Raw genomic sequence first — 24,691 nt, 5'->3', positions numbered from 1 at the left:
TTTATGTAATAATGGGATGGTATGTGAAGAAAAAAGGAGATAGGAAATAAAATGTTAGCAAGCATAATAGATCAGTTATTGCAATTTTTTGCAAGTTTAGGTTACTTTGGAGTAGCGCTAGCTTTAATGATTGAAATTATCCCAAGTGAAATTGTACTTTCGTATGCTGGCTTTTTAGTCGCAGATGGTAAAATTAGCTTTGTCGGTGCAGTTATTGCTGGAACAATCGGTGGTACTTTAGCCCAAATCTTTTTATATTGGCTTGGATACTATGGTGGACGTCCAGTTGTAGAGAAATATGGGAAATATCTGCTTATTAATAAACACCATTTAGACATAGCAGAAAATTGGTTTAAGCGTTACGGAGCAGGAGTAATCTTTTCGGCACGTTTTATCCCAGTCGTACGTCATGCAATTTCTATTCCAGCAGGATTAGCTAAGATGCCATTAAAACTATTCACACTGTATACAGTAGTTGCGATTATTCCGTGGTCAATACTATTTATATATTTAGGTGAAAAGCTTGGTGGAAATTGGCGACATATTAAAGAGTATGCATCTGATTACACACATTACATAATTATAGGAGCGGTTCTCTTTGTTGCTTTATACTTCGGTTTAAAGTATTTCAAAAAGAAAAAAGCAGCGCGTTAAAGTCAATGATTTTTCATTGGCTTTTTTATTTGTTTTGGTTCTAAAAAAAAGGAGTTGTCCATAATGTGTAATAATAAAGCGTAGCGGAGGAATGTGATGAAAGGGTCACCGTTTATACGTGGAACGATATTTTTAACAATGGCAACGATGATATCTAAAATGTTAGGGTTTATATATGTTATACCATTTACAGCTATGGTCGGTACGAGTGGGTACGTTTTATACACGTATGCTTATCGTCCATATACAATTATGCTTAGCATTGCGACGATGGGACTACCACTTGCAGTTTCAAAGATGGTATCAAAATATGATCAATTAAATGATTATCATACGGTTAAGAGAGTGTTGAAAAGTGGAATTGTTTTTATGTTTATAATGGGAGTTATTTCGTGTTTTACGTTATATATGCTAGCTCCGCATTTGGCTAAACTTGTAATCGATGGAAATGATCAAACGGGGAATAGTGTAGCGGCGGTCACTACTAATATTCAAATTGTAAGTTTTGCGTTAATACTCGTACCAGTAATGAGTTTATTAAGGGGCTTTTTTCAAGGATTTCAATCGATGGGGCCTTCTGCTCTAAGTGTAGTTGTAGAGCAATTTTTTCGAGTCTTAACCATCTTGATAGGAAGCTTTGTCGTTTTATATGTTTTAAAAGCTTCTATCTCACTAGCTGTTGGTATTTCAACGTTCGGTGCTTTTATGGGAGCGATAGGTGGACTAACTGTTTTAAGTGCGTATTACATAAGGAGGAGAAAGCACTTAAAGAAAAAAGAAATGGCAAGTATACCGCAAACAACGAAATCTTTTTTTTCACTATATAAGGAGCTCTTTACATATTCAATACCATTTGTTGTGGTTGGTTTAGCAATTCCGTTGTATCAGACGATTGACACATTTACAGTTAATAAATTACTTATACAAATAGGATATATGCAAGGAGAAGCGGAGAAGATTAATGCGATAATTGGACTTGTTCAGATGGTTGTACTTATCCCAGTTTCCGTTGCGACTGCTTTTAGTATGTCACTCGTACCTGAGATGACAAAAGCTTATACAGCAGGAAATGTGAAGTTACTGTACAAACATTTTACGAGGACGAATCTATTAGTAGTAGGTATTACGGTACCCGCGGCAATTGGAATGATGGTGTTAGCAAAACCAGTGTATACTCTTTTATTTGGTGCCGGAAATGATCCGGAGATGGGAAGCGTTATTTTACAGTATTACGCTCCTGCTTGTATACTATTTTCGCTTTTTACAGTAACGGCTGCAATGTTGCAAGGAATTAATCAACAACAGAAAACAGTGCTAGGGTTAGTGATTGGCATTATTGTGAAGATCGTTTTAAATATTGTATTGCTTCCGTATTTTGATTATGTAAGTTTTATTATTTCAACATACGCTGGTTATACGATTTCAGTTGGCTTTAACTTGTGGATGCTTTCTAAATATGTTATAAAGGCAACATAAGCTTTTTAAGGCAGAGAGCACTCTGTCTTTTTCTTTGTTTATCCCGCTTTAACGGGCAGTAAGATCCTCACCTCAAAATTCAGCGAAAGAAAAGAAGTTTGGTTGGGGGCGGGCTGCCCGTAAAAGCCCGATTGGTGAGGGCTGAAAATCAGTGGGGGGATGAAGCCCCCCACTGATTAAAGTTTCACTTTATAATATTTTTCTTATAAAAACGTTTTCAAAATAATTTTTCTATTGAAATTTAAACGTATGTTTCATATGCTGAGAATGGCGGTTCAAAAACTGTTATGTAAGAGAGGTAGATTCCTACATGTAAAAAGAATCGGGGTGATAGTATGTTAAATATTTATTTAACAGACCGAAACGGAAAACTACAAGAGGTTGAGGAAATGCAAAAGGGTTGCTGGATTAATGTACTTCATCCAACGGAAGAAGAAATTCAATATCTAGTACAAACTTTAAATGTGGACTTAGATTTCATTAAAGACCCTTTAGATGATGAAGAACGCTCTCGTATTGAAAAGGAAGACAATAATACTTTAATAATCGTGGATATTCCAACAGTTAGACATGATGAAGAAGGAAATTCGATTTATGACACGATTCCAATAGGTATGATTGTAATGCCAGATTGCTTTGTGACAATTTGTTTAGAAGAAAATCCAATTTTTGAACGTTTTATTAATCAACGTATTAAAGAATTTTATACGTTTAAAAAGACACGCTTTGCACTTCAGCTCTTATATACGATTTCTACTTACTATTTAAGATACTTAAAGCAAATTAACAGAAAGACAATCGATTTAGAGCATCAATTAAATCAGTCGATGAAAAATAAAGAGATTTTCACATTGCTAGGTCTTGAAAAAAGTTTAGTTTACTTTACAACATCATTGAAGGCGAATAAAATTGTAATTCAAAAATTAATGCGTAACAGTACATTTTTAAAAATGTATGAAGACGATCAAGATTTATTAGAAGATGTATTAATTGAAAATAAACAGGCTATTGAAATGGCGGAAATATATAGTCATATTCTAAGTGGAATGATGAATACTTTTAGCTCTGTTATATCGAATAATTTGAACAGTGTTATGAAACTGTTAACGTCTATTACAATCATTTTATCATTACCAACAATGGTCTCTAGTTTCTTCGGAATGAACGTAAAGGTTCCATTTGAAGGTGAGGCTCAAGGTTTTGTAATTGTACTCATAATATGTGCAACATTATCTTGCGCTTTAGCATTTGTATTTTGGAAGAAACGTTACTTTTAACGATAAGAAAGCTGCTCTAGCATAGTTGTGTAACTGCGCTAGAGCAGCTTTTTTGCTATGAAATCCCAAATTTTGAATAGAATATAACTTATAAAATGTAATGTATATGAAAGGGATAAATTCCGTATAAGTCTTGTCCAATCAATAAAATGGGGTTAAAATTACATATTGTTAATGAAAAGTTGGAGGAAATACATCATGGAATTGTTTCAATTACCGAAAGCATTCCTGCAAATGAATACAATCTTTATCTCCATATTGATCGAAGCACTTCCTTTTGTGCTCATTGGTGTATTTATTTCAGGATTCATTCAAATGTTTGTGACAGAAGATATGGTAGCAAAATGGATGCCGAAAAACCGATTTCTGTCTGTTTTAATGGCTACTTTTTTAGGGATGATGTTTCCAGGTTGTGAATGTGGAATCGTTCCGATTGTTAGGCGATTAATTGGAAAAGGGGTTCCGCCATATGCCGGGATTGCATTTATGTTAACTGGTCCAATTATTAATCCGGTCGTATTATTTGCAACATACGTTGCCTTTGGAAGTAGTATGCACATGGTATGGTATCGTTCTATTGTAGCGATTATCGTAGCAATCATTGTTGGAATTATATTATCATTTATGTTTAAAGAACATCAATTACGAGATGATCACTTCCCAGAAGTGAATCATAAGCGTCCATTACGTAAAAAAATGTGGGATGTATGTACGCATGCTGTTGAGGAATTTTTCTCGATGGGAAAATATTTAGTATTAGGTGCTTTAATTGCAGCTGCAGTTCAAACGTTCGTACAAACTTCAACACTTCTTGCTATAGGACAAGGTCCGTTTTCTTCACCAGCTGTTATGATGGGACTTGCTTACATTTTATCACTTTGTTCAGAAGCAGATGCATTTATTGCTTCGTCATTCCAAAGTACATTTTCAACAGCATCACTTGTCGCGTTCCTCGTATATGGACCGATGGTGGATATTAAAAATATGTTTATGATGCTTGCGACATTTAAAACAAAATTTGTAATTGTCGTTACAGTTACAGTTACAGTTGTTGTTTATGCAAGCTCACTACTCATTTATGCGATGGGGTGGTAGGTTATGTTTCGAGCATATATATTATTAGGTTTTACAATCTTAATCGCGCAGCTTCATATTTCAGGTAATATTACGAAGTATATTAATATGAAGTATGCCTACTTATCAAAAACAGCAGCTATTATATTAGGTTTTTTAACTGTTGTTCAAATTATAATCGTTTTCCAAAAAGAACATCAAAAAGAAAGAGAACAGCATAATTGTGGTTGTGATCATAGCCATTGCGGGCATGATCATTCGAAAGATGAAAATACTTGGTGGAAAAAAGCATTTTCGTACACATTGTTTTGTTTTCCGATAGTCTCAGGTTTGTTTTTCCCGATTGCAACGTTAGATTCAGATATTGTTAAGGCAAAAGGGTTTCATTTTCCTGTTGCACAAGCAGAAAGTACAGATCCATTTATGAGAAGGCAATTTTTAAGACCTGATACGAGTATATATTACGGAAAAGAAGGATACCGTGGTGTAATGGAGAAAGGGAAGAAAGAGTTTGTAACAAAGGATAGTGTTACTTTAAATGATGAAAATTTCCTAAAAGGAATGGAGACGATTTACAATTACCCTGGTGAGTTTACTGGGAAAAAATTATCATTTAAAGGTTTTGTTTTCAAAGATGATTCTTCTAAAAAAGAACAATACTTCTTATTCCGTTTCGGTATTATACATTGTGTAGCGGATTCTGGTGTATATGGTATGTTAGTGAAAAAGCCAGAAGGTGTAGAATGGAAAAACGATGATTGGATTCAAATAGAGGGAGAAATTTCTACTGAATTTTATCAGCCGTTCCATGCGAACATTCCTGTTTTAGAAGTAACGAAATGGAATAAAGTTGAACAGCCAAAAGAACAATATGTATTTAGAGGAGCCGATTGATAACATCGGTTCTTTTTTATGGACTAAAAGTTCTGAATGTTGTTAATATTAAACGTGTAGTTCATTTAGTATAGTGATTATTGAGATATTAAGGATACATCATTAAAGGGGTGATAACAATGACAGAAGTAAAGGGGAAAACAGCCAATGAATCAAGGGTGTTCAAAACGAGCCGAGTATTTCCAACAGATTTAAATGATCATAACACGTTATTTGGTGGAAAGATATTAGCCGAGATGGATATGGTTGCTTCTATTTCAGCAACGAGGCATGCAAGAAAAGAATGTGTAACAGCCTCTATGGATTGGGTTGATTTTTTACATCCAGTTCGCTCTTCAGATTGTGTTAGTTATGAATCCTTTGTAATTTGGACGGGTAGAACTTCTATGGAAGTATTTGTGAAGGTAGTAGCGGAAGATTTAATTTCAGGTGAGAAGCGTATCGCAGCAACGTCTTTTGTTACTTTTGTTGCACTGAGTAAGGAAAATAATCCAGTTCCTGTGCCGCGAGTAATCCCTGAAACAGAAGAAGAGAAAGAATTACATCGCATTGCAGTGTTACGTGCAGAACAACGTCATATACGTAAGGCAGAGAGTAAGAAAGTAGCTACATTACTAACTTTTTGAATTGAATATTTAGTTGTTAAAGGTATTATAACAGAGCGAAATGTTCTTCATATGAAAAGCGGACACCTAAAAATAGGTGTCCGCTTTTATAGTTTTTCTATCCGCATATCATGTGACAATAACTACTTAGCAGAAGCAAGCAGCACCGACGATGATTAAGAGGATAAATAATACGACTAATAGCGCGAATCCATTACCATGTGCGAAGCCCATTGTTATTTCCTCCTTTTATTTTAAGATACAACATACAATATGCAAATGAGCTATCGTTTGATATGGACATATATCATGCAATGACATATTTTCTTGAATGATATTGTATTAAAAAAGGGAAGATATAGAAATAACAGTAAGTGGAGAAAGGAAAATATCCATGAAACACTTTTTCGTTGTAATCCTTTGTGTAATAGGTGTATTCATTTGGATGAACATCGATGTGGAAATGGGGAAAAAAATGGCTAGTGAATATGAAGTAGGACAAGTTAGATTAGGTGAATTTCAACTGTATACGAGCGGTGAAGAGTTATATACGAATTTATTTGAGGATATACGTAATGCGGAGAAGTACATATATATCCATTTTTATATTGTAGGTAAAGATGAAATAAGCAAAGAGTTTTTGCAGTTGCTCGAGAAAATGGCATCTAGCGGAGTAGAAGTGAAATTGTCAGTCGATCGAATAGGTGGATATAAGCTGAAGAAAAAGGTAATTCGTCAACTACAAAGCAATGGTGTCCAGTTTACGTTTAGTAAAAAACCTAAATTGAAACATTTATTCTATTCGTTGCATCAGCGAAATCATAGACGAATTGTTACGATAGACGGAAAAGTATCATATATCGGCGGCTTTAACATCGGAAAGGAATACCTTGGACAAGATCCGAAATTTGGCCCGTGGCGTGATTATCACGTGCGAGTTAAGGGGAATGGTGCCACGGATATGGAAAGAAAATTTGCTGCTGACTGGAAAGAAGATACGGGAGAAAAAATGCCTGTACATGAAAGTTTACCTGCAATTGGGAATGTAAAATATCAATATTTATTTTCAGATGGAAAAGGGTTATGGGAAAAATATGGAGCGTTTTTAAAGCAGGCTAAAAAATCTTTAATTATTGCTACACCATATTTTGTACCAAGTAAAGAAATGATGAAAGAGTTAAAAGGTGCATTAAACCGCGGTGTCAATGTGAAAATTCTCGTACCATTTAAAAGTGATGCAGTATTGTTAAAACAAGCTGCCTATCCGTATTTGAGAGAGATGAACCATGCTGGAGCGGAGATCTATCAATATCGGAATGGTTTTTTTCACGGGAAAGTAACAATCATTGATGGAGAAATTGTTGATATAGGTACAGCGAATTTTGATAATAGAAGTTTTTATTTAAATTGTGAATCTAATTGTGTCGTATATGATAAAACAGTTGTTGCTGACGTATGGGATCGACTAAAAGAAGACTTCCATAAATCAAAAAGATTTTCGAAAGAAGATTTTGAGAAAATTAGTAAATGGGATTGGTTTTTAGCAAGAATAGCAAATGTTATAGCATCATATTTATAGCATATAGACAAAAAGTAGGGAGGCACTTTCATGGATTGTATGAAAGAATTGATGAGGTATAGTTATATGCTTATATATAAGGTTGGGGAGTATGCAGGACAGGTAAGAGACGAAGAATTAAAGGAGCTATTACAGCATCATTTACCATATATGTTGCAAGCATATAATGAACAAGTGAATTTTCAAGAAGGAGAGAATGTACAGCATATAACTTGTGAACCAATTTCATTTCATTTTCATGAAATGGAAAAGGAAACTGATAGTAAATATACAGGTGATATGTATATTGCAACTTGTTATATTTCGCATTTGAAACGGTTAGCGTTAAAGTTTGCTCAAGTGGCAGTTGAAGTTGCAAATCCAGAATTTCGCTCGTTTTTAGAAAACTGCTTCCTGAAAATGAATCGTTATGCCTATAGTGTATGGCAATATGTCGTGAAGAAAGAGTATAAGATTAAACATGTATATGAAAATGAGAAATTTGCATAAGAGACTAAGGCGGAAAGATAGGCGCCTTAGTTTTTTACTTTTCGTGGAGAAAAATGAATATATGTACATATTTATTATCAGAAAATTTACAAATATTTACCGTTTATTTACTATTTTTCAATCTTTCCTTTAAAAATAGAGAGTAATATGGGATTGTACATATTCTATCAAAAGGAGGAAACGCAAATGAACAAATGGGTTAAATCATTAACTGCTATGGCACTTGCAAGTTCTTTATTAATGGTAGGTTGTAGTAAAGGTGAGGACAAGAAGAAAGAGGACGATACAACAACACAACAAGAGGATAAAAAGGATAAAGAAACAAGTGGAACTGAGAAGTCTACAGATTCTAAAGAAAAGAAATAATGTAATAATAGAGCTTCCTCTTTTATGTGAGGAAGCTTTTTTGTTGTAAATTGATTGAGATTATTGAAGAATAGAGAAAGAATGAAAGAGGGGGAAAACAAATGAAAGTATGTATATTGGGAGCAACAGGGCGAGTAGGTTCAAACATAATTAAATTAGCATTAAAAGATTCAGCAGAAGTGACTGCATTAGCGCGTGATTCAAGTAGAGTAGAAATAAATCATGAAAGATTACGAGTTATAGAAGGTAATGTATTAAATGAAAATGATATAAAGAAAGCGATAAAAGGAAGCGATATAGTAATTAGTGCACTTGGAACGGATCAAAATGGGACGTTAGCGAAGAGTATGCCACAAATTATAAAGAAAATGGAAGAAGAAGGAGTTCGTAAAATCATTACAATAGGAACAGCCGGTATTTTACAAGCAAGAACAAATCTAAATTTATATCGTTTTCAATCAACGGAATCAAAGAGAAAGTCGACAACAGCAGCAGAAGATCATTTAGCTGCATATAAGATACTTAGTAGTAGTAATTTATGCTGGACAGTCGTTTGTCCGACGCATTTAATTGACGGTGATGTGACAGGTATATATCGAACTGAAAAAGATGTATTACCAGAAGGAGGAGCAAAAATAACAGTTGGTGATACAGCGCAATTTACATGGAATCTGTGTAGTGAAAACAAATATGAGAATAGTCGAGTAGGTATTTCATATTAAAAAACCATCCCGAAATTGGGATGGTTAAAAGACGATATAACATACAAATATGATAATCATAATGATTTGGAGAATGGCTTTCGCTACTGTACTGCTTAAAAAACCAACTACAGTAGCAACTCCTACTAGAAAAGCGTCTTTTGGCGCTTTTTTATGCATTAATTCGGTTATAAATACCGCTAAGAACGGTATGATAATAAGTCCGAATGGTGGGAAGAAGAAAGATCCGGCAATGATCGAAATCATTCCGACACGTTCGCCCCATTTAGAACTACCGTATTTCTTTAAGAAATATCCATTTGCAATAAAATCAGCAACGAAAATGAATAGTGTGAAAATAGCTTGAATAATCCAAAAAGAAATCGTTAGTTCTCCGCCATTTATACCAAAATGGTAAATGAAATATCCAGCCCAGACAGCTAGGATGCCCGGGATAATAGGATAAATAAAAGCTAGAAATGAAATAATGAAACAGGCAATGATACAGATTGTTAAGAAAACAGTCACTTTATAACTCCTTTTGTATATCTAATTTATGTACAGCAATTTTTTTGACTTGATGTCCATCAAGTTCTAATGCCTTAAATTGAAAACCGGCATATTCGATGGAGTAGCCAGCTTCAATATTTACGTCAACTGCTTGCGATAATAGCCAGCCTCCAATTGTATCTAAGTCGCTCTCATCAATATGTAAGCCAAACATATCATTTACTTCAGAAATAAGTACTTTTCCATCTAGAACAGTAAGTTTAGGTGTACGTTTTTCAATCATAGGTGATTCATCTGCATCAAACTCATCTTGAATTTCTCCAATGATTTCTTCAAGAATATCTTCCATTGTTAAAAGTCCAGCAGTACCACCATATTCATCCATAACGATTGCCATCTGAACGCGATTCTTTTGTAGATGTACCAGTGTTTTACGAATTGGAACAGTTTCAAATACAGTTAGTACTGGATGTATGTAAGATTCAAGGGGCTTATGAATGCCTTTCGTTTGATCGTGAAATACTTCTTTCGTATTGATCATACCGATAATATCATCTTTATCTTTTTCGATGATAGGGTAGCGTGTATACTTTTCAGTTGCGACGATATCCATATTTTCTTCTAACGTATTTTCAGTAGATAAGCAAATCATTTCTGTACGAGGGACCATAATTTCTTTCGCAACTCGGTCGTCAAATTCAAAAATATTATTTACATATTTATATTCGGTTTGATTTATTTCGCCGCTTTTGAAACTTTCACCTAAAATGAGTCGTAGTTCCTCTTCAGAATGGGCAAGTTCATTTTCTTTCGCAGGTTCTAAACCGAGTAGTTTTGTGAAAAAGATAGCAGTACTATTAAGTAACCAAATGAACGGGTACATAATTTTATCAAATAAAATAAGTGGTCGTGCAAACTTAAGCGTAATCGCCTCTGCTTTTTGAATTGCGAATGACTTTGGAACTAATTCACCTAATACAACATGGAAAAATGTAATCACACTAAAAGCAATAATAAATGATAAAGTATTTGCCATTGTTCCAGTAATATTAATCTTTTCAAAGAGCGGTCGTAGTAAATGTTCCACAGTCGGTTCACCAAGCCAACCAAGCCCTAAAGAAGTAATTGTAATCCCGAGCTGACAAGCTGATAAATAAACATCTAAATTAGAAATGACACTTCTTGCAGCTAAAGCTTGTTTATTGCCTTCGTTTGCAAGCTGGTCAATTCGACTTTTTCGTACTTTTACAACAGCAAATTCTGATGCAACGAAAAAGCCGGAAATAAGGATAAGAACAAAGATGAGAAAAATATTTAATATGTCCAAGTGTATTCTCTATTCCGTCGTTTGGAATAAAGATGTCACCTCCTGCAATTATGTTATACTTTTATAATAAATCCAAATGAAAAGAATAGTCAAAGAAAAAGGGTAAATATTGGTATGTTTCTGCAATGGTTTTTGAATTTGCTGTTATTTTGTCCGCTATACAAAAGGAATAACCCTCTACTTTCAGATTCTAGAGGGTTATTTTAAATTAAGGTTTTGGAATACTTCTCGTTAAAGCGTATGATTGTTGTTTAAAGTAGTTTGTCGTCCATAGTGTTTGAAGGAATGAGAGTATACAATACGGGATATACAAAAGTAATAAGCTAATTGTAACAATAATCGGTGCATTTCCGCCGAATTGAACGATAAATTGCAATAGCCCACTTGCGTGAAAAACGCATTCCATAAAAACGAATGAAAGAATAATGGAACCTAAAATAGATTTATGATTCGAAGTAAGCGCTAAAAACAATGTATCTACAAGGAAAGAAGCTTGTTTTATTTCATATTCATTTGTATTACTTAAGAAAGGAATCCATTTTTTTATTGCTTGCATAACGATAATCATGGAAGTACTACAAACGATGATAAAAGATGAGTAGTAAGGAATCTTTATAAATTTTGTGATGTATAGGAGTAGTAATAAGACTGCGCATTGTAATAATACAGTACATAAAGAATAAGGAATCCATCTTAATAAAGAAGCGAATTTTTTAACCGATTGAGGTGCTTTAAAAAATAAATGGCCAATCCCTAAGCTGATGAAGAATCCGATTGCAAGAGTAAAGGTAAAACGAACAATCGATAAAAAATATATTTCCCACATGTAAGGGAATAACGGTGTTGATTGATTAGCAGTATGTACCATCTCATTTGCTGAGAAAAAGATAGATTCGTGCATCCAATCAATCTTTGGAATTGTCATCGAAGAAAGTTGTGCGAAGTTATGGAAAATGCTTATAAAGCCGGTGATGTATGAGTATTTATGTGTAATGAATAAAGTTGGAATAGGACTAATGATAAATATAATGAGAACACCAACGATAAATTTATATATATGTGAGCGCAATAAAGACATGTAATCACCTACTCTTTGAATATTCAGAAAATTCTTATTCTTATTTTAGCTTTTTTCAGAGCAAGTTACAATATATTTTTCTTAAAGAAGTTTAGTATTGTAGTGGATAGAATTGAATGAAACGTGAATAAATTATGACAAGAAAATAAAAAATTTTCAGAAAAATAAAATAAATTATTTATTTTTTTCTGAAAATATAATATAGTTATGGCACAGAAAGTATTTTAACATAAGGAGGCTGTTTATGAGGATTAAAGGGAATTATGTGCCGAAAAGGGAAGTTTTATTTTGCTCAAGTTCAATTACAGTAGGGGAAGCGCTAGAGCATTTAAATAAAACTGGTTATCGTTGTGTACCAGTTTTAGATGAAAAAAAAGAGAAATATTTAGGGAATATATATAAAGTAGATATTTTAGAATATAAAGGTTCAATGGAAGAGAGTGTATTACAACTATTAAACGATAAAGAAGGATATGTCAGAGAAGATTCTTCGTTCTTTAAAGTATTTTTTACAATAAAAAAATTACCTTATTTATCAGTAGTTGATGAAAAAGGAGTCTTTCTTGGGATTTTAACGCATAAAAAAGTTTTTGAGCTATTAGAAGATGCTTGGGGCGTTCATTCTAGTAAATATTCTGTCATGATTGGGACACAAGATTATAATGGGGCTATTCAAAAATTATCGACAGTATTAAAAAAATATACAGGTATCCAAAGTTTAATGACTTTTGATAATGATGCCTTATTAGTTCGTAGAATTATGTTTACATTAGGAGAAGAGTTTAACGATGGTGAATTAGAGACGTTATTGAAAGATTTAGAAGATCACGGATTTAGAGTGGTGTATGTGGAAGAGATGAAAAATCCACGTGAAGTTGAAACGATAGAATAATATGCAAAAGCCGTCTAATTATGTTGGATGGCTTTTGTTATGTTACGTGTATAAAATTATTTGAAAATAATGATAGGATAATAAGTGAGTTTGAAACAATATTTGTGCAAAAGAATAAAAAATGTAGATAATTTTGATTTTCAAAAAAGTCAATTTGAAAATATGTTTTTATTTTTCAACTAAATATGTTACTATATGTGTGATAAAAACAAAGAGGTCTGACAACTATACTCCGCGCAATACCACTCTAACGATTTAAAAATTCAAAAAAATCAAAAATTAATAATTAGAGTAAAAATAAGGGGACTGGAGAAATTATGGAGAAAGACACTGCTTTGTAAGGGGCATATTTTATCAGCTTGAACAGAGAGGAGGATGCATAGCATATTGTGAAAATAGAGATAAACAATGAAAAAGTGCTATGCAAATGAAAAGCATGAAGGGACGTTTAAGGCCAGGTGATACGGTAGCAATTGGTTTAATGTTATTTGCACTATTTTTAGGAGCAGGAAATTTAATTTTTCCACCAGTTTTAGGGCAACAAGCTGGAGAGAATGTTTGGGTTGCTACAATTGGATTCCTTGTAACGGGAGTCGGATTACCCCTATTAGCTGTAACAGCTGTCGCGTTTGTAGAGGGGGACTTGAAAGCGCTATCTTCTAGAGTTCACCCTATATTTGCGTTTGTTTTCCCATTAATTAGTTATTTAGCGATTGGACCTTTTTTCGCGATTCCGCGTACGGGAGCCGTTTCATTTGAAATGGGTATGAAGCCATTTTTATCAGAGGCATTAGTTTCCGAATGGTACATGCTATTTCTTTTCACTATAATTTTCTTCGGAATAACTTGGTATTTATCTTTAAATCCATCAAAATTAGTGGATTGGTTCGGGAAATTTCTTACACCATTGTTAGTATTAATTGTTGCTGTAATTGTCGGAAAGGCAATTGTTGATCCGATTGGAGAACCAGCTGCACCGCTAGAAGCATACAAGGAAAATGCTTTCTTTGGTGGATTTATTCAAGGATATTTAACGATGGACGCAATTAGTGCGCTTGTATTTGGAATTGTAGTTGTACAAGTTATCCGCTCTAAAGGAATAAAAGAGAGTAATCAAATTGCAAAAATAACAGTAGTATCAGGTATTATCGCTGTACTTGGTTTAACGTTAATCTATTTATCACTTGCTTATCTTGGTTCAACAAGTACATCACTTGGGGTATCAGAGAATGGTGGACTTATTTTAACGAATGTTGTAAATGAGTTATATGGAACAAGTGGTAAAATTTTATTAGGACTTGTTATTGTACTTGCTTGTTTAACAACTTCTGTTGGATTAACATCAGCCTGTGCTGGCTTCTTTACAAACTTATTCCCAAAACTTTCGCATAAAACGATTGTAACAATGGTATGTGTATTTAGTTTAATTGTATCTAACCTAGGTTTAACACAATTAATCGCAGTTACTTTACCAGTGTTAATGATTATTTATCCAGTTGCAATCGTATTAATTGTACTTTCTTACTTCCATAAATGGATTGGGAAGCGTAATACCATTTATATTGGAGCTATTTTAGGTGCGTTGTTAATTAGTTTCTTTAACGGTTTAGAAAGTGCGAATATTAAAATTGACGCGATTTCTAACGTACTACAAATGTTACCATTATATAAAGAAGGAATAGGATGGTTAATCCCATCATGTATTGGCGGGATCCTCGGTTTCTTCTTCTATAAATCAAATGAATCAAGTGAATTACAAAAGAAAGGTGCTTAGGCGCCTTTCTTTTTTTAAAGGGGATTTTTTTGTTTTGTCTAAGTAATAAATGAAAGGAGTGATAAAATGGCTAATTTTGAAGATTTTTTAACTTTGGATTTACGGATTGGGACTGTAACACATGCAGAGGAATTTAAAGAAGCGAGAGTTCCAGCGATTAAACTAGAAATTGATTTTGGAGAGCTTGGAATGAAGCAGTCAAGTGCTCAAATTACGAAGAGATATAACCCAGAAGATTTAATCGGTCAGCAAATCGTTGCTGTTGTAAATTTTCCGCCAAAGCGTGTAGCGGGATTTAAATCAGAAGTACTTGTTTTAGGAGGAGTACCTGAAGCGGGTGATGTCGTATTACTGCAGCCTAATATGGAATTACCAAATGGAACAAAAATTAGTTAATGTAAAGGCGGGGGAACATGGATATTGGACGCGAATACGTACAGTGTGCCATTTCGAATTTTGAAGCAACAAAGAAACAAGGGGAACGGGTGCTTTCACAATTATCATATGAACAGATTGAATGGTCTTCTCATGAAGTAACAAATAGCATAGCAATTATAATTAAGCATCTGCACGGTAATATGCGTTCTAGATGGACGGATTTTTTAACATCTGACGGTGAAAAAATAGATCGTAACCGAGATGCTGAATTTGAAGGTGGTTATTCTTCTAAGAAAGAGGTACTCGCAGCATGGAATGAAGGTTGGGAATATGTTTTTAAAACGATGAATGCACTAACGTCAGAACATTTATTGCAGACGGTATATATTCGCGGTGAAGCACATACTGTCATGCAAGCAATTGAAAGACAAATTTCTCATTATGCTTTGCATATTGGACAAATGATTTACATTGGTAAAATGTTAAAAGAAAATGAGTGGGAATGTTTAAGTATTCCTAGAGGAAAGTCTAACTTTCATTTAGAGAAAAAACGTTCAACATAATAATAGGAAAGAAACCGATATAAAATTGGAAGTAAGAAAACAAGCCAAATGATAGATGGCTCTACAGTCATAAGAATGCTACCAACAATCAGCCCATATATAATAAGAAAGAAATTAATAAGTGTATTCACAGGGATAAATCGTGAGATAAAAACTTGCTGTCGTTTAAAACAATCACTATGAAATACATAAAAGCGGAAGTACCATGTGGTAGTAATAAGATCTTTCTTTCGCGTAATTCTTTTTTTGCATGTATGACAGATGAACGGTGGTTGCATTTCATTGCGCTCCATTTTCTATATTTGTAATAATGTAGGACAAAAGTAGGTACAAAGTGTATATCCCTATATACGCTCCTGATATAAGAAAAAATGGATTTAGTAAAATCCCATGAATACTTGTCATAAAAACTAAGTCTTGCATTAAAACATCATATATATGAATAGAAATGATTGTACCGAGTACATAAAGTGCTAGATATGCCGAAATATGTAACACAACACGGATGGTAGGATGCTTAGCAAGCCAATAAAAAATAAATGATAGTACAACGGGGAGTGTTCCTATTAGTAGTTTCAATTCATTTCACCTCATTAACAATATAGCCTGAATTTAGACGGTCTATTCTCTAGAGCTTGTACATAACTTGAAATAGAGAGGTGATAGTATGAATCGAGGCTTTTTTTATGTGAAATTCACGAGTGTACGTAAGTTAGTATTATTTATTATTGCTACAGTACTAGCGACTTTTTTTCTTATTAGTATGATGGTAACTTCTATGAAAGAGACAAAGTCAACGTATTTATATAATTGGTTAAATGAGTTATCAATGAATGGTTACATGTACGTTCTTGGGAAAGAGAATCATTATTTTACACAGGAATATAGAAATTTAAATCAAGATTTTTCAATATCTTCGTTTCTCTTTTCTATGGCTACGAATATTCGTTTTAACGATGTACGCAGTTTTGTCGGCAAAGAGCTACCTGGTTTCGGTAAGTACGATACAGAAATTGTTATTGCGGGTGAAGGAACAAATTATTCTAACTTGCCTATAGAGTCGAGCGTTCCACTTGAAGAAGTAGTAAAAGAACGGACTGGAGAAGGTGGACAGGCTCAAAAGCCGGATACGAATAAAGAGAAAAAGCAACCAGCTCAAACGACAGGAAAACGACAAGTTGCATTTATTTATCATTCGCATAGCTGGGAATCTTATTTGCCATTATTGAATTTAACAAATGATCCAAATCCGAATAAAGCCACAAGTTCCGTAACGAATATTTCAATAGTCGGCGACCGATTTCGTGAACAATTAGCAAATGAAGGAATCGGAGCAACTAACGACAAGACTGATGTTGGTCAAAAGTTGATTAGTAAAGGGTTAAATAGTAATAGTTCTTATAAAATGTCACGGGAAATTGTACAAGAAGCAATGGCCGGCAATAAAGAATTACAATACTTCTTTGATTTACATCGTGATAGTGCTCGGAAAAATGTCACGACAAAAATAATCGGTGATAAATCATATGCGAAGCTTGCGTTTGTAGTAGGGAAAGGTAACAAAAACTATGAAAAAAACTTGCAATTAGCAACGGCTTTACATGAGACGATTAGTAAGAAATATCCAGGCGTTAGTCGTGGTGTCATTCAAAAAGGATTCCAAACAGGAAATGGTGTCTACAATCAAGATTTGTCAGGACAAGCGATATTAATTGAAGTTGGTGGCGTAGATAATACAGAGGAAGAACTAAATCGATCGATTGATGCGCTAGCTAAAGCGTTTGGTGAATATTTCTGGCAGGCAGAAAAAGTGAATGGATAAAGTGAAACAGAAATGAATGCGAGAGTCTGAAAAAACGTGAGTGTAAAGCTTGCGTTTTTTTGTAATTAATGATGCGTCACAGAATAGACATAATTTGTCGATGTTATAGTAAGATCGAAATTTGTCAAATTATACTGGGAGATTTACAAAGGGATTTTCGGGAAAGTAGAGAAAATCTTTTTACAAGGAAAGCTTTTTATTATGAAATTGGTAGGGTGATTGAAGTGATTAGGGAAATCAAAGTAGAAGATGCAGCATCATTTTTGCAATTAAGTAAGCAATTAGATGAAGAAACAAAATTTATGTTGTATGAACCAGGAGAAAGGAAATTCACAGCCGAGCAACAAGAGCAAATGATTCAGCGCTTTGTAGAAAATAAATATGCAACAATATTGGTAGCAGTTGAAGAAGAGAGAATAGTAGGGTTTATTTTAGTGAATGGAAATCATATTCAAAGAAAGAGACATGTAGCAAGTATTGTAATTGGGATTTTGCAAGAGTATAGCGGGCGAGGTATTGGGACTAGATTGTTTAAAGAGGTCGAGAAGTGGGCAAGATTACATGATGTATGGCGTTTAGAATTAACGGTAATGGCCCACAATACAAGAGCTCAGGCACTATATAAAAAAGCTGGATTTGAGAAAGAAGGTGTCAAAAGAGCTTCTCTTATTATCGATGGAAAGAACATTGATGAGTATGAAATGGCCAAATTATTAAAATAAGAGGTCGTTATATGAAAAAAAGATGGATACTACTTGGTATCGTAGCGGCGATACTCATTGTTGGAGTAGCGGGAATCAATTATAAAATGTATAAGGATAAGCAAGCGCGCGAGGTGAATGTAAATAACATATTTCCGAAAGCGAAAGAAACGATTGCGAATATGGATGGAGATATTGCGGTAATTAGTAATCCGAATTCAATGCTTGTGCTTGTGAATAAAAGTAGGCGTTTACCAGACGGGTATAGACCGCCAGATTTAGTTATTCCGAAAGTGCGCTATTCTAGTGAAGGTGATCAAGAAAAGAAAAAAATGAGGAAAGAGGCGGCCGGTGCGCTTGAGGAAATGTTTCAGCAAGCGGATAAGGAGCGTGTTTTCTTATTTGCAGTCTCTGGATTTAGATCTTTTGATCGGCAAAAAGCGTTAAATACAATGTATAAAAAACAAGATGGAGAAGCCAAAACGGCAATGTCGAGTGCAGTTCCTGGAACGAGTGAACATCAAACAGGACTAGCTATGGATATCACATCACAATCTGCTAAGTTTCAGTTAGAGACAATTTTTGGTGAAACGAAAGAAGGGCAGTGGCTTTCTGAAAATGCCCATAAATTTGGTTTTGTCATTCGATATACAAAAGAGAAAGAATCGATTACGGGCTATCGATTTGAACCATGGCACGTGAGGTATGTGGGAAATCCACAAGCTACATATTTATATGAAAATCAACTGACACTTGAAGAAGTAGCGCAGTGAACAATTGAGGGGAGAGAAGGATTATGACGGTGTTATATAAGAAGAAAGTACACGCATATGTGACAAGAGAAAAAGAAGGAGCTATGCAACTGCTTGTTTTTAAACATCGTGATACACCTGAAGCTGGTATACAAGTGCCAGGGGGAACGGTTGACGAAGGGGAAACGCTAGAAGCAGCGATTTTACGTGAAGTACAAGAAGAGTCTGGGTTACGTCATTTATGCATAGAACGATTCCTAGCTGATTACATCATACATGTGAGAGAAAAAAAGGAATATGAAAAACGCCATTTCTTTCACGTAACATTACTAACAGATGTAAAAGATCGTTGGGAACATATTGTAAGTGCCGGTGAGGAAGATGAAGGCTTAGTATTTTGCTATGAATGGATTGATATTGCAAAATGCCCTGAATTAGCGGGGAAACAAGGTGAGTTTTTACATTTGTTAGATGAGGTATACGTGCAGTAATAATAGGGTCTGAGGCGAAGGTGAAATCGTTTCAGACTTTTTTTATTTTTCAGGAAATAAAAGGTTTTTACATCGGTAAGTTGAATTCTTATAGAGGGATTGTAGTTGTATATGTGAGGAGCGGAGAAAATGAAAAAGTAATAGAGATATGCTATCAATAAAGGTTTATAGAAGGAGAATGAAAATGGAGATTCAGTTCAATACACTACTACAAAAAGAATTAACAATTCATGATATACAAAGAGCGATGGAAGATGGAAAGTTAACTTCAAAAGAACTAGTTATGTATTACCTTCATAGAATCGCAAAGTATGATCAAGATGGACCGGAAATTAATTCTATTTTAGAAATCAATCCAGACGCCATCTTTATTGCTGAAGCGTTAGATTATGAAAGAAAGATTAAAGGTAAAAGAGGTCCATTACATGGTATACCGGTTTTACTTAAGGATAATATTGAAACGAATGACTCTATGCATACAAGTGCAGGTACAATTGCGCTAGAACAACATATAAGTAGTGAAGATGCATTTCTCGTTACGAAGCTACGAGAAGCAGGAGCAGTGATAATAGGGAAAACAAATATGACAGAATTAGCAAATGCAATGTCATTTGAAATGTGGGCTGGATATAGTGCAAGAGGTGGGCAAACAATAAACCCTTACGGTACGGGTGAGGATGATATGTTTGTTGGTGGCTCAAGTACAGGATCTGCCATAGCAGTTGCTGCTAACTTTACAGTAGTATCGGTTGGAACAGAAACAGATGGTTCTATTTTGAGTCCAGCTGTTCAAAACTCTGTAGTCGGTATTAAACCGACTGTTGGTTTAATTAGTCGTAGAGGTATTATTCCATTTACGTATTCGCAAGATACAGCGGGGCCATTTGCTAGAACAGTAACAGATGCTGCTATTTTGCTAGGGAGTTTAACAGGGATAGATGAGAAAGATGTAGCTACTCGTAAAAGTGAAGGGATAGCAGAACATGATTATACAAAGTATTTGGATGTTAACGGTTTAAATGGAACAAAGATTGGTGTATATAACAACGCACCAAAAGATTATTATAAATCTGGTGAGTATGATGAGAATTTGTTTAAGGAAACAATTGAAGTATTACGTAGTAAGGGTGCGACAGTAGTAGAGGATATTAATATTCCGTCTTTTCATAGAGAATGGAGCTGGGGTGTATCGCTTTATGAATTAAAGCATAGTTTAGATAACTATCTTTCGAAATTGCCTTCTACTATACCAGTCCATTCTATTTCAGAGTTAATGGAGTTTAATGAAAACATAGCAGAAAGAGCTCTGAGATATGGACAAACTAAGTTAGAAAGAAGAAAAGATTTTCCTAATACGTTAAGAAATCCACAATATTTAAATGCAAGATTAGAAGATATATATTTTTCACAAGAACAAGGCATTGATTTTGCACTGGAAAAATATAATCTTGATGCGATTCTGTTCCCTTCTTATATAGGCTCCACTATATGTGCGAAAGCAGGTTATCCGTCTATAGCAATACCTGCGGGATATATGGATAACGGGAGACCATTTGGAATTACGTTTGCAAGCACTGCTTTTCGTGAGGGGACTTTAATTAAACTCGCATACGCTTTTGAACAAGCGACAAAGCATCGGAAATCTCCTAACTTATCATAAATAAATAGGGCAGGAAATCCTGTCCTATTTATTTTGTTCATTAAAGTGACATGTTTTTTTGCTTTGTCTTATCATATTTTAATAAGTTAAATGATAAACAAGCAGAGCACAATATAAGGATTGAAGCGAGAATATAGATCGTACGAACACCGAACAAATCGGTAATAATGCCAACACTCAGCATAGAAAGGCCAGAAGCTGTTGAGAGAAGAGCGCCGTGAGCTGTATACATCTTTGATAATAAAGATGGAGCGACGCTGGATTGTAAAACAGTTGTTTGAGAAATATCTCTAATTTGGTAACATGGGCCCATTAGAATGCATAGGAACAGCGCAATGAATCCACTACTTGTTATACCATATAAAAATGTAAGAATACTAAACAGAAGAGAGCCTATCGCCATAGAGCGTATTAAATTGTTTTGAATGTATGTACTCATTTTCCACGCTAATAGACCGCCAATTAATGTCCCAACATAATAACTTGTATTAATAAATCCCCACCATTCTTCTCCTTTATGAAGGACAGTTGTTACATAAGCCATCGTAATAGCACCGATCCATATCGTCCCTGCAAAAGTTTCAATTAAGTCCATACATGTAACAGTACGGAGAGAAGGGTTTTGAAATAAGAGCTTCCAACCTTCCAATAAAGTATCACCTTTTGAAGAAGAAGGCTCTATTACTCGTTCAGTATGTATGGATCGTAATGAAAAGTGTAGTGCAACACATCCGAAAATCATCAAAATATTATTCATCATGAGTGTAGAAGAAGCACCGATAAGAAGCACAATAACACTTGTAAATGAATAAGCAGCGGCTTGTGCAATTTGTGTGGAAAAGGAAAAAATACTATTTACTTTTACTAATTTTTCTTTCGGTGTAAGGCGCGGAAGAATACCGTATAGTAATGGAGCGCTCCAGCCACTACATAATGAAATGAAAAAAATGAAAATGAATAGTACTACAATGTTTGTGGAAAGGACCGGGAATAATATCATGAATAAAAATAATAGAGCAGTTTTTATCCATTGTAGTGTAAACAGTAATGAATAAGATGGAAAACGATTCATTATAAGTGGTGCAGATGTATTTGCTATAAGATTAGTTATGACTTGTAATAATGGAAAAAGAGCAGTTAATGTAGCTGATTTCGTTGTGATATACATATGAGTTGTAATAATCATTACGTATACGATGTCAGCGAGAGTAATGCATATTTTCGATCCTAAATAGTAAGTCAATGAACGTTTTTGCAATAAGTACACACCCTTTCTGGGGAAAATATGACAGTAGTTATAATCATTATAATTTGAAAAATAAATTTTGAAAGAATTAAATTTTTTGTCACTTTTTGAAAGGGATTTTCATGTATAATGAAGAATATATTAATATAGTATTTTAATAATACTCATTGTAACAGTGAAAATGTACAATAGCTTGTAGTAAGCGCCCACGTATGAGAAAGGGCGGATAAACCATTCTTTTCTTCATATACATATAGAAAATGAGAAAGAAAGTGAGGGTTGCAAATGGCTGCTTGGGTAATTTGGTTTATAATAGCTGGTATTTTATTTATTGCGGAAATGCTGTCGATTACATTTTACATGCTTTGGCTTGGAATTGGAGCTGTTGTCGGAGGTCTTATTGCTTTGTTTGTTCCTGAAGCACTACTGTTACAAGTTGTTGCTGGTGCAATTGTAAGTTTAACATTGACTTTCTTTACGAAAAGAATATCAAAAAACTTTCGGGAAGCAAAAGGTTTTACTGATACAGTAGATATGCTTGCAGGTAAAAAAGGGATTGTTATGCAAGCGATTACAAATGAGGCGAACGGCATTGTGAAAGTGGATGGAGATACTTGGACAGCTATTGCAGATGATTCAATTGATGCCGGAGAAAAAGTTATTGTTATAAAGAGGCATAGTACTATATTAAAAGTAAAAAAGGAGAGTGAATAAATATGGTAGCATTAACGTTAACGATTATTTTTGCACTAATTGTTGTTACATTTATCGCATTAACAATTAAAATTATTCCACAGCAAAAAGTTGGAGTCGTTGAAAGATTTGGTAAGTTTCAGCGGGTTATGCAGCCGGGATTAAATTTATTAATTCCGATTGTGGATCGCGTTCGCGTATATCACGACTTGCGTATTCAACAAACGAATGTACCACCGCAGAAGGTAATTACGAAAGATAATGTACAAGTGGAAATTGATACAATTATTTTCTATCAAGTCGTTGAACCGGAACTTGCGACATATGGTATTTCGAACTATGAATACGGTGTACGTAACATTACTTCAGCAACGATGCGTCAAATCATTGGTAAAATGGAACTGGATGAAACATTATCTGGTCGTGAAAAAATTTCAACAGAAATTCGCTTAGCGCTTGATGAAGCAACAGAAAAATGGGGCGTTCGCATTGAACGTGTTGAAGTTGTCGATATTAATCCCCCGAAAGATGTGCAGGCATCAATGGAAAAACAAATGAAAGCAGAGCGTAATAAACGTGCGATCATATTAGAAGCTGAAGCTGCAAAACAAGATAAAGTCCTTCGTGCTGAAGGGGAAAAGCAAAGTAAAATCTTAATGGCTGAAGGGGATAAAGAAGCACGTATTCGAGAAGCAGAAGGTATTAAAGAAGCAAAAGAATTAGAAGCGCAAGGGGAAGCAAGAGCGATTGAGGAAATTGCAAAAGCAGAACAAAATCGAATTGAATTACTTCGCGAGGCGAATTTAGATGAACGTATACTTGCTTACAAATCATTCGAATCATTAGCTGAAGTTGCGAAAGGGCCAGCAAATAAAGTCTTTATTCCATCTAATGCAATTGAAACACTGGGTACTCTCGGGGCAATTGGAGAAATCTTTAAAGAAAAACAAGCGAAGAAACTGCCTTTAAATAATACAGAAAAAGAACAATAAGAGTGAAAAAGAGAAATGGGATGCCATTTCTCTTTTTTATTATAGAAAATTCAGAGTATGATATAATGGAATTTTTCGGATATTAAAAAGGGGAGTGAAGAAACATGCAAATACTATTAATACGCCACGGAGAATCAGAAGCTGATATCTTAAACGTACATGAAGGACGAGCTGACTTTGAATTGACAGAAAAAGGAAGAAGGCAAGTGCAAAGGCTTGTACAGAAAGTGAAAGCAGATTTTCCGCCAGATTTCATTTGGGCAAGTACATTAAAACGTGCTCGTGAAACGGGTGAAACATTAGCGGAAGGAATTGGGTGTCCAATTCAATTAGAAGAGGAATTAATGGAGTTCAATAATGGAGTGCAAGCAGGTCTTTCATTTGAAGAAGCAAAGAAATATCCCGAGCCAAAGTTTCTTCATGATCGATTTGAAAATGGGGAGTCATTTATTGAGTTTCGAATGAGAATAGAAGGCATCTTTTCTAAAATCGTGACAGAGAATACGTATGACCGAATTGCAATTGTTGCACATGGTGGTGTAATAAATAGTCTATTACGTGCGTTTTTCAAAATGCCCATTTCAATGGAATATTATTTTAAAATGGGAGATACGGGAATAAGCTTAATTGAAATTGATGGCGAACAAAAAACAGTACATTTCATTAATGATACGAATCATTTGGACGGGATGTAAAG

At 34.5% G+C, this 24,691-nt stretch carries 29 protein-coding genes; 22 read left to right on the top strand and 7 right to left on the bottom strand.

Annotated elements, in window-relative coordinates; translation table 11 throughout:
• The first annotated feature begins 51 nt into the window (after positions 1–51).
• The 6 genes from ACTFNE_RS13050 to ACTFNE_RS13025 all read left to right on the top strand — a co-directional run bounded on the left by ACTFNE_RS13050 (position 52) and on the right by ACTFNE_RS13025 (position 6,001).
• Complete coding sequence (locus tag ACTFNE_RS13050) at positions 52–654, top strand: DedA family protein (RefSeq protein WP_000881208.1); 603 nt, start codon at positions 52–54, stop codon at positions 652–654.
• A 96-nt stretch (positions 655–750) separates the two neighbouring features.
• Positions 751–2,130, top strand: coding sequence for a putative polysaccharide biosynthesis protein (locus tag ACTFNE_RS13045; RefSeq protein ID WP_046197598.1), 1,380 nt, complete (start codon positions 751–753; stop codon positions 2,128–2,130).
• 335 nt (positions 2,131–2,465) lie between these two features.
• Positions 2,466–3,407: a magnesium transporter CorA family protein gene (locus ACTFNE_RS13040; protein ID WP_000932396.1), complete on the top strand. Its 942-nt coding sequence runs from the start codon at positions 2,466–2,468 to the stop codon at positions 3,405–3,407.
• 198 nt (positions 3,408–3,605) lie between these two features.
• The gene (locus ACTFNE_RS13035) at positions 3,606–4,502 is read left to right on the top strand and encodes a permease (protein WP_000418725.1); all 897 of its coding nucleotides are present in this window, start codon (positions 3,606–3,608) and stop codon (positions 4,500–4,502) included.
• 3 nt (positions 4,503–4,505) lie between these two features.
• Positions 4,506–5,375, top strand: a complete 870-nt coding sequence (locus tag ACTFNE_RS13030) for a TIGR03943 family putative permease subunit (protein WP_000488037.1) — start codon at positions 4,506–4,508, stop codon at positions 5,373–5,375.
• Positions 5,376–5,494: 119 nt separating this feature from the next.
• A complete protein-coding gene (locus tag ACTFNE_RS13025) occupies positions 5,495–6,001 on the top strand; it encodes an acyl-CoA thioesterase (RefSeq protein ID WP_000141167.1) in 507 nt (168 codons plus the stop codon).
• A 126-nt stretch (positions 6,002–6,127) separates the two neighbouring features.
• Here ACTFNE_RS13025 and ACTFNE_RS13020 read toward each other — a convergent pair whose 3' ends face one another.
• Positions 6,128–6,214, bottom strand: coding sequence for a YjcZ family sporulation protein (locus ACTFNE_RS13020; protein WP_000505094.1), 87 nt, complete (start codon positions 6,212–6,214; stop codon positions 6,128–6,130).
• 160 nt (positions 6,215–6,374) lie between these two features.
• Here ACTFNE_RS13020 and cls point away from each other — a divergent pair, with 160 nt between their 5' ends.
• The 4 genes from cls to ACTFNE_RS13000 all read left to right on the top strand — a co-directional run bounded on the left by cls (position 6,375) and on the right by ACTFNE_RS13000 (position 9,136).
• Positions 6,375–7,559 carry a cardiolipin synthase gene (gene cls / locus ACTFNE_RS13015; RefSeq protein WP_046197597.1) on the top strand — a complete coding sequence of 395 codons (1,185 nt, stop codon included), beginning with the start codon at positions 6,375–6,377 and terminating at the stop codon, positions 7,557–7,559.
• A gap of 30 nt (positions 7,560–7,589) precedes the next feature.
• Entirely contained in the window at positions 7,590–8,048 is a 459-nt protein-coding gene (locus ACTFNE_RS13010) for a spore coat protein (protein WP_046197596.1), read from the top strand.
• Positions 8,049–8,234: 186 nt separating this feature from the next.
• Positions 8,235–8,414 (top strand): hypothetical protein, encoded by a 180-nt coding sequence (locus tag ACTFNE_RS13005; RefSeq protein ID WP_001045960.1) that lies wholly within the window; start codon positions 8,235–8,237, stop codon positions 8,412–8,414.
• Between the two features lie 101 nt (positions 8,415–8,515).
• On the top strand, positions 8,516–9,136 hold the full coding sequence (locus ACTFNE_RS13000) for an NAD(P)-dependent oxidoreductase (protein WP_000861632.1): 621 nt from the start codon (positions 8,516–8,518) through the stop codon (positions 9,134–9,136).
• A gap of 24 nt (positions 9,137–9,160) precedes the next feature.
• Here the strand turns inward: ACTFNE_RS13000 and ACTFNE_RS12995 are convergent, their stop codons facing one another.
• The 3 genes from ACTFNE_RS12995 to ACTFNE_RS12985 form a co-directional block, all read right to left on the bottom strand.
• Positions 9,161–9,643 carry a DUF456 domain-containing protein gene (locus ACTFNE_RS12995; protein WP_000215659.1) on the bottom strand — a complete coding sequence of 161 codons (483 nt, stop codon included), beginning with the start codon at positions 9,641–9,643 and terminating at the stop codon, positions 9,161–9,163.
• Position 9,644: 1 nt separating this feature from the next.
• Complete coding sequence (locus tag ACTFNE_RS12990) at positions 9,645–10,952, bottom strand: hemolysin family protein (protein WP_000353728.1); 1,308 nt, start codon at positions 10,950–10,952, stop codon at positions 9,645–9,647.
• A 208-nt stretch (positions 10,953–11,160) separates the two neighbouring features.
• Positions 11,161–12,030: a hypothetical protein gene (locus tag ACTFNE_RS12985; protein ID WP_046197595.1), complete on the bottom strand. Its 870-nt coding sequence runs from the start codon at positions 12,028–12,030 to the stop codon at positions 11,161–11,163.
• 244 nt (positions 12,031–12,274) lie between these two features.
• Here ACTFNE_RS12985 and cbpA point away from each other — a divergent pair, with 244 nt between their 5' ends.
• From cbpA to ACTFNE_RS12965, 4 genes are all read left to right on the top strand, one after another.
• The gene (cbpA, locus tag ACTFNE_RS12980) at positions 12,275–12,922 is read left to right on the top strand and encodes a cyclic di-AMP binding protein CbpA (RefSeq protein WP_046197594.1); all 648 of its coding nucleotides are present in this window, start codon (positions 12,275–12,277) and stop codon (positions 12,920–12,922) included.
• Positions 12,923–13,358: 436 nt separating this feature from the next.
• Positions 13,359–14,696 carry a branched-chain amino acid transport system II carrier protein BrnQ4 gene (brnQ4, locus tag ACTFNE_RS12975; protein ID WP_014297788.1) on the top strand — a complete coding sequence of 446 codons (1,338 nt, stop codon included), beginning with the start codon at positions 13,359–13,361 and terminating at the stop codon, positions 14,694–14,696.
• 66 nt (positions 14,697–14,762) lie between these two features.
• Positions 14,763–15,092: a chaperone CsaA gene (gene csaA, locus ACTFNE_RS12970; RefSeq protein WP_001263033.1), complete on the top strand. Its 330-nt coding sequence runs from the start codon at positions 14,763–14,765 to the stop codon at positions 15,090–15,092.
• A gap of 17 nt (positions 15,093–15,109) precedes the next feature.
• Complete coding sequence (locus tag ACTFNE_RS12965) at positions 15,110–15,637, top strand: DUF1572 domain-containing protein (protein ID WP_000351110.1); 528 nt, start codon at positions 15,110–15,112, stop codon at positions 15,635–15,637.
• Here the strand turns inward: ACTFNE_RS12965 and ACTFNE_RS12960 are convergent.
• Positions 15,610–15,915, bottom strand: a complete 306-nt coding sequence (locus ACTFNE_RS12960; RefSeq protein WP_002091944.1) for a hypothetical protein — start codon at positions 15,913–15,915, stop codon at positions 15,610–15,612. The genes ACTFNE_RS12965 and ACTFNE_RS12960 overlap by 28 nt on opposite strands.
• Before the next feature lies 1 nt (position 15,916).
• Positions 15,917–16,216: a hypothetical protein gene (locus ACTFNE_RS12955; RefSeq protein ID WP_000770755.1), complete on the bottom strand. Its 300-nt coding sequence runs from the start codon at positions 16,214–16,216 to the stop codon at positions 15,917–15,919.
• An 88-nt stretch (positions 16,217–16,304) separates the two neighbouring features.
• Between ACTFNE_RS12955 and spoIIP the strand changes: the two genes are divergently transcribed.
• The 5 genes from spoIIP to ACTFNE_RS12930 all read left to right on the top strand — a co-directional run bounded on the left by spoIIP (position 16,305) and on the right by ACTFNE_RS12930 (position 21,063).
• Positions 16,305–17,459 carry a stage II sporulation protein SpoIIP gene (gene spoIIP / locus ACTFNE_RS12950; RefSeq protein WP_001079296.1) on the top strand — a complete coding sequence of 385 codons (1,155 nt, stop codon included), beginning with the start codon at positions 16,305–16,307 and terminating at the stop codon, positions 17,457–17,459.
• 224 nt (positions 17,460–17,683) lie between these two features.
• On the top strand, positions 17,684–18,181 hold the full coding sequence (locus ACTFNE_RS12945) for a GNAT family N-acetyltransferase (RefSeq protein ID WP_270705267.1): 498 nt from the start codon (positions 17,684–17,686) through the stop codon (positions 18,179–18,181).
• Between the two features lie 11 nt (positions 18,182–18,192).
• The gene (locus tag ACTFNE_RS12940; RefSeq protein WP_000747655.1) at positions 18,193–18,933 is read left to right on the top strand and encodes a M15 family metallopeptidase; all 741 of its coding nucleotides are present in this window, start codon (positions 18,193–18,195) and stop codon (positions 18,931–18,933) included.
• Positions 18,934–18,956: 23 nt separating this feature from the next.
• Complete coding sequence (locus tag ACTFNE_RS12935) at positions 18,957–19,403, top strand: NUDIX hydrolase (RefSeq protein ID WP_076856410.1); 447 nt, start codon at positions 18,957–18,959, stop codon at positions 19,401–19,403.
• Between the two features lie 184 nt (positions 19,404–19,587).
• Positions 19,588–21,063, top strand: coding sequence for an amidase family protein (locus ACTFNE_RS12930; RefSeq protein WP_270705266.1), 1,476 nt, complete (start codon positions 19,588–19,590; stop codon positions 21,061–21,063).
• Between the two features lie 40 nt (positions 21,064–21,103).
• Here the strand turns inward: ACTFNE_RS12930 and ACTFNE_RS12925 are convergent, their stop codons facing one another.
• Positions 21,104–22,321: an MFS transporter gene (locus ACTFNE_RS12925; protein ID WP_046197591.1), complete on the bottom strand. Its 1,218-nt coding sequence runs from the start codon at positions 22,319–22,321 to the stop codon at positions 21,104–21,106.
• Between the two features lie 273 nt (positions 22,322–22,594).
• Here ACTFNE_RS12925 and ACTFNE_RS12920 point away from each other — a divergent pair, with 273 nt between their 5' ends.
• From ACTFNE_RS12920 to ACTFNE_RS12910, 3 genes are all read left to right on the top strand, one after another.
• A complete protein-coding gene (locus ACTFNE_RS12920; protein WP_270705265.1) occupies positions 22,595–23,023 on the top strand; it encodes an NfeD family protein in 429 nt (142 codons plus the stop codon).
• A gap of 2 nt (positions 23,024–23,025) precedes the next feature.
• Positions 23,026–23,994 (top strand): SPFH domain-containing protein, encoded by a 969-nt coding sequence (locus tag ACTFNE_RS12915; RefSeq protein ID WP_000226261.1) that lies wholly within the window; start codon positions 23,026–23,028, stop codon positions 23,992–23,994.
• A gap of 104 nt (positions 23,995–24,098) precedes the next feature.
• Positions 24,099–24,689: a histidine phosphatase family protein gene (locus ACTFNE_RS12910; protein WP_046197590.1), complete on the top strand. Its 591-nt coding sequence runs from the start codon at positions 24,099–24,101 to the stop codon at positions 24,687–24,689.
• Positions 24,690–24,691: the final 2 nt, after the last annotated feature.

It is taken from the genome of Bacillus cereus group sp. MYBKT111-2 (assembly GCF_051915205.1).
GTDB lineage: Bacteria > Bacillota > Bacilli > Bacillales > Bacillaceae_G > Bacillus_A > Bacillus_A paranthracis.
Note: the sequence above shows the minus strand (reverse complement) of the source record. Positions and strands in the feature narration are given on the sequence as shown.